Source organism: Herbivorax alkaliphila (assembly GCF_030848475.1).
Classification (GTDB): domain Bacteria; phylum Bacillota; class Clostridia; order Acetivibrionales; family Acetivibrionaceae; genus Herbivorax.
On sequence record NZ_JAVDDS010000083.1, the window covers coordinates 1 to 7,048 of the forward strand.

Sequence of the window (7,048 nt, forward strand, 5' to 3'; positions counted from 1 at the left end):
CTCACAAAGTAATATTAAGTGGAAATGGAATACAAAAAGTAAACTTCCAAAACCCAGGTAGATCCAGATTCAACCACCTTGTTATAACAAAACCACTTGAACATGGCTACGAATTCAACTCAACCAATAATGTATGGAACTCTATAGAAGAAAATTTTACCTACTCCACTCCAAGAGCAGGAACTACAAGCAGAATGGCAGCTTTATCTACTGCAAAGGGAAACCTTTCTGCTGCTGCAGTTAATACAAAAGTATATGCACTTGGAGGATATAATGGTGATTATATTGATTCAATAGATGAATATGATTATCTTACAGACGAGTGGACTTTTAATAAAGGAAGCATGCTCACAGCAAGAAGTGACATGGGAGTAGCTGTTTTGGACAACAGGATATACACATTTGGAGGATATGATGGAGAAAGTTACCTTCCTACGGTGGAATCATACTCACCTGTTTTAAATGAATCAAGAAGTGAAGCTGAAATGTTAACTCCAAGGCAGAGTTTATCTGCTGCTACTGTTGACGGAAAGATTTATGTACTTGGGGGATATAATGGAGAGTACTTAAGAACTGTTGAAGAATTTGACCCTTCCAAAGATAACAACCAGTGGACACAAAAACAGTCAATGGGTACTACAAGAAGTGGATTTGGAACTGCAGTAGTTGACGACAAAATATATGTAATAGGTGGATACAATGAGCCAGGTGGTTATTTACATACAGTTGAAGTGTATGATCCCAAAGAGGACAGATGGACAATAGCTAAACCTATGCCTACTGCAAGAGCTGCATTGGGAGTCTATGTTGTTAATGGAAATATATATGCGGTGGGAGGATATAATGGAAACCATCTTAGAGTGGTTGAAAAATATGATCCTCAAACAGATACATGGACTTCAAGAGAAAGTGTAAGAACTTCTAGAAGCTCCTTTGGGATTACATCTGTTTACAGCAAAATAATGCTGATAGGAGGAACAAATGGAAGTAATTATCTTGATAGAGTTGAAGAGTATATACCTGAAGATTTGCCAGGATTAAGATTTGCAGAAAAATATAGTGGAATTGAAAACGAGCAGGCAAGAAGATTATATATGTCTTCACATGCAAATATTTTAACAGGAAACTTTATTGAACAGCAAAATGACATAACAGTTAAAAGCTCAGGCATGGATATTGAACTGACAAGGACATATAACTCAAGCAAAGGACATGAGAGAACAACATTAGGTTATGGATGGATGCTAAATTATGAGACATCAATAAAAGATGTAGAGGACACTTCAGGAATAGTAACTGCATCTGCTTTAAATGTAAGAGAGTATCCAAGGGGTACAATATTAGGTGCTGTAACTAGAGATTCAAAACTTATTTATTTACAAAAAAACGTTGAAGGTACCAATTGGCATTATGTAAAAACAACTGAAGGATTAGAAGGGTTTGTACATGGGAACCATGTAAGAGATATTAAAGGAATTGAAGTCACATATGGAACAGGTTCAAGGGTTGTATTTGAAGAATGTCAGGACAATTCAGGAACTTATAAAACTCCGTATGGAACGTATGATAAGCTTGAAATGTTGGCACAGGGAGTTTTTACCCTTACAAATAAAGAGCAGGAAGTATATGAATATCATTCAGGAAGCCTTGCATCAATTAAAGATAAGCATGGAAACAAAATCGAAATATCATATATTTCTGATAATGATAATAGAATAAGCAAAATAGAAGAATCTGTAGACGGGGATGGATTTATAGAAAGAAGTCTTACTTTTGATTATGAAAAACATGGAGAGGAATATTATTTAAAAACTGTTACTGATAATGCAGGAAGAGTAGTAGAATATGACTATACTGAAGATGATAAAATAAAAGGAAATCTAACATCTGTTACAAATTTAAATGGAAAAACAACATCATACAATTACTATAATGAATATGAAAATGGAGAGATTAAAAGAAGCATAATCAAACAAATACTTGATGCTAACAACAATCAAGTAATTAAAAATGAATATGATCCATTAGGTAGACTTGTAAAACAGTATGATGCCTATGATAAGGCGAAATATCACATATATGTTGATGTGGCTGCTGATGAAAGTGGGGACCAGACCACTGACTCAGCTGAATTTTCTAGAATCTTTTATGATGAAAATGGAAATATGACAAAGGTAGTATTCAATATCCTAGATCAAAAGCCAATCAAGGTTATTGAAGCAGATGAAAGAGTTAAAGAATATGAATATTACGTGGAATATGATGGGTGGCATAATATAACAAATCTTAAAGAGCGAGATGAATTTTATAAAAATAGTTATTATGAGATGATGGAAGAAAACAGAAATACAAGAGAAGAAATAACAGATAGAAATGGAAACAGGACAAAATACTACAGGGATAAAAACAATAACACAACATTAATTGTAAATCCTGATGAGAGTAAAAAGGAATATCAATACGATTCAAAAAATAACATAACAAAAATAAAAGATGAGAGTGATAAAATTACATATTTCTTCTATGATGATGATGGAGCGAAGCTTTTAAGAAAGATTCAGCCTCTATTTAATGGAGAAACCTATAGCGAAGATGCAAATCAGGATAGATTTGCCATAACTACATATGAATACTATTCTGATTCCAAATATAAGATTAAAGGACTTTTAGAAAGTGTAACTGATGCAGAAGGTAATAGAACTGAGTATACTTACCACAGTGATACAGGAAATATGTTTATTGAAAAAGATTCTGAAAATAACAGAACAGAGTATCACTATGATGACAATGGAAGAGTAAGTACAGTAATAACTCCAAGTAGAATGAGTACCATGTATGAATACGATAATATGGGTAATGTTTTAAAGGTTATAGAAAGCGATGGATATGGTGAATCTAGACCTGTAACCAGAACCAGTATAACAAGAATGGTTTATGATGATAACGGCAACAAGAAAATGGAAGTGCCAGCTAATTTATATGATGCTGAACTAGAAGTAGATGGTGAATATACTGGAGATCACGGCTACAGATTTACATATGACAATAACGGAAGAATTAAAACTGAAACTGACCCAGAAGGATATACCACAACATATGTATATGATGCAGCTGGAAATCTTAGAGAAGAAATAAGAGCAAATGATTCAGCATATATTTATGAATATGATGTATTAAACCGTGTTACAAGTAAATCTTTTAGAGAATCTCCACAAGCAGAATCTGAACTTTTAGAAGAGTACTTTTATTTCATACTTGATGATGGAAAAACTCAGGTAACACATAGAAAATATTTTACTGATACAGATTATGCAACAGTAGTAGAGAAGTATGATTATGCCGATAGGCTTGTTTCAAAAACAAATCCTGATTCAAGTGTAGAGGAATTTGTTTACAATCCAAATGGAACTGTAAAAGAAAAAACAACTCCTAATGGAACAACATTTTATGAATATGATGGAATGGATAGAGAAGTGTCAACTTGGGTTCCATTTAAAAATACAGATATTGGAACACTTTATACATATAGTTCTACATCTTATGATAAAACAGGTCTTGTTATAAATGAAAGTACAGGAAAAGAGCCTGTGTTAAAAGATCAGTATCCATTTAGTTTTGTATCAACAGACTATGAATACTACGACAATGGGCAATTAAAGTTTGTAACAGATAGCAGTGGTCAAAAAATATATTATGAGTATGACAAAGATGGAAATGTAGAATTAGAAGAAGAATATGTAGATGAAACCAACACAATAAAAACAGTCTATCAGAACAATCATTTTGGAAAGCCTGATGTGGTGACTGAATATATAAAAAGTGGAGATATTTATGGAAACTCCTTTGAAGATGAAGAAGAAATAGAACTTGTAACAACATACATCTATGACAAAAATGGAAATGTTACATCAATTACAACACCTGGTGAAGTGACCAGTACATTTGAGTATGATAATATGAACAGAAGGACAAAGTCCATAGAGCCAACTATAGACATAGAAGGAAATACATTATATATAGAAAACAGCACAACTTATAATTGGGAAGGCAATCCTTTAACTGAAAATGACGGTAATAATAATTATACATACTATACCTACAATAAAAGAGGAGATTTAGAAACAACCAGAACGCCTGTAACGGTAGACGGAGAAACTTCAAATTATTATACAGCCTTTGAATATGACAGAGCAGGAAGGCTTGTTATTGAGGTTTCGCCAAAAAATTACATAGAAGGAATACCGTTAAACAGCTTAAATAGAACTGAGTATGAATATGATGATATGGATAGACTTCTACAAAAATCATATGTTGGTAAGGTGACAGAGTATAATGCTTCTCAAAATGACTTTACATCGGTGGATAGAACTGTACTTATCAGCAAAAATGAGTACGATGAAAAGGGTAACCTTAAAAGGGAAACAGATGCCATAGGATATGAGGAAGATTATTGGACGGAGTATGAATACAATTTACAGGGCATGAACACTAGTGTCCTTAATCCTGAGGCGAATGATAAAGGACTTTCCTATAATAAAAAATATGTGTACGATGCACTTGGAAGGGTAAGAGAAGAATATACCATTAAAGGGGGAACCCATACACAGCCATCATATGAAGTTTTGACAAAATATCAATACGATGATGCAGACAACATATTAAACATAAAATCTAATAAAGAGGGAGAGTCTGAAAAGACAATAGAAGTAAATACTTATGACTATCTAGGTAACATCCTTACTCAAAAAGATGGAAACAATAACATTACAACTTATGAATACAATGAATTTAATAATTTGAGAAAAGTAATTTATCCAGAAGATGAAACAATAGACTCTAATATTGTTACTTACCAATATGATGTAATGGGTAATTTAAGAAAGTCTGAAAATTCTGTAGGCAGAGTAGACCTATACACATATAATTATCAAGGTCAGGAACTTACTCATACTGTACAGGAAAGTGATGGCAGCAGTGCTATAACAAATTCTGCAATATATGACAGAAACGGAAATCTGACTTATGAGATAGATGCTAGAGAAAACACTGTTATGTATCAGTATGACCAGCTTAACAGACTTGTAAAAGAGAGAAGTACAGCAGGAACTGTAGAGCATATTACAGAATATATATATGACCCTAATGGAAATGTTGAAGTAGAGAGACAGAAGGTTAAAGATGGTGACAGTGAAGTAGTAAGTGAATATACCAGTGTATATGATGAGCTAAACAGACTTATACAAAAAAGCGACCCATATAATGTAATAGAAAGCCTTAAATACAATGATGCAAGCCTTCAAATAGAGTCATATGATGCATACGATAATTTAACTATATTTGAATATGATAAAAACAACAGAGAGATAGAAACAAGGAGAGAATCAAATACAGGTGAACATATAGGTACAACGACTAAGAATTACGATTTGTCAGGTAATGTATCAAGTAGAACCGATGAAGAAAACAATACTACAAGATATGAATATGATGAATTTGACAGACTTACAAAGGTAATAAATGCTCTAGATGAAGAAACAATCTATACATATGATTTAAACGGGAATATGCTGACTCAGACAGATGGAAGGGAACATACAACAACTTATGAGTATAATGTAGCAGATCTTTTAATTAAAAGAAGTGACCATGGAGGAAGGACAGGAACAGAGGGAAATTATACCTATGAGCCAGAAAAAACAGTATCCCATGAGTACTATGCAGATGGAAGCCTTAAAGAGATGGTAGATAGGAAAGGTATAATATCAACATATGCATATGATGTTCATGGAAGACTTGAAGAAGAGACAGCAGGAAATATTGAAATTTCATATACGTATGATAAAAATGGAAATCAGCTTACAATAACTGATGATACAGGTACAACTACAAGAGCTTATGATGAACTAGGAAGAGTTACATCAAAAACCGTACCTAATATTGGCACAACAACCTTTGACTATGATATAATATATGACGAAGTTGAAGGATATGTGGCAGAAGTATCAACAGATCCTAAAGGAAATGAGACAACAAAGGTATATGACAGAGCAGGAAGACTTAAATTTGTAGTAGATGAAGATGATACAACAGAATATACCTATTACCCAGATGGAAGAAGAGAAAGTTTAGAATATCCTGACGGTTCAAGGCAGGAATATGAATACTATGACAGTGGTCTTCTTCATGTATTGACAAATAGAAAATCAGATGGAAGTATAATGGATACCTACACTTATGTATATGATGCTGCAGGTAACCAATTAGAAAAAGTAGAATATATAAATGGAGTAAATAAGGGTAAAACATCGTATACATACGACGACTTAAACAGACTTAAAACTGTAACTGAGCCAAGTGGAAGGCTTACTGAGTATAGCTATGATGCATCAGGCAACAGGGAAGTTGAAAAAATTGAGCATAATGGCGAAACAACAATTAACACTTATGAGAACAACGAGCAAAATCGCTTAGAAGAAGTAACAACAAGAGTTGATGGAAGTGTAACAGAGACAACTATATATACTTATGATGATAACGGTAACCAGCTTACAGTTACAACAAATGGCAGCATTGAGGTAACAAATACATACGATGATAAGAATCAATTAATTAGGACAGAAACTAATGGAAAAACTGTTGTAAACACTTACAACGGTGAAGGCTTAAGGGTAGCAAAATCAGTAAACGGATCTTTGACAAAATATTTATATGAGTATAACAAAGTGGTGCTTGAGGTTAATGGTAGTGGAGATGAGATAGGAAGGAATCTTTACGGTACAAACCTCTTAATGAGAACTGTTGACGATGAATCCTACTACTATATGTATAACGGTCATGCAGACGTAACAGCATTGATTAATGTAGCTACAGGAACAGTAGATGCAACTTATTACTATGATGCATTTGGTAATATATTAGAGCAAACAGGGGATGTAAATAATAATATAACTTATGCAGGCTATCAGTGGGATGAAGAAACAGGACTGTATTACCTAAATGCAAGAATGTATGATCCTAAGGTTGCAAGATTCTTGCAGGAGGACACATA

1 protein-coding gene is annotated in these 7,048 nt (G+C 33.4%); it reads left to right on the forward strand.

What is annotated here, in order from left to right; translation table 11 throughout:
• The coding region (locus RBH29_RS16835; protein ID WP_306698166.1) for a Kelch repeat-containing protein at positions 1-7,048 on the forward strand (7,048 nt) is incomplete at both ends.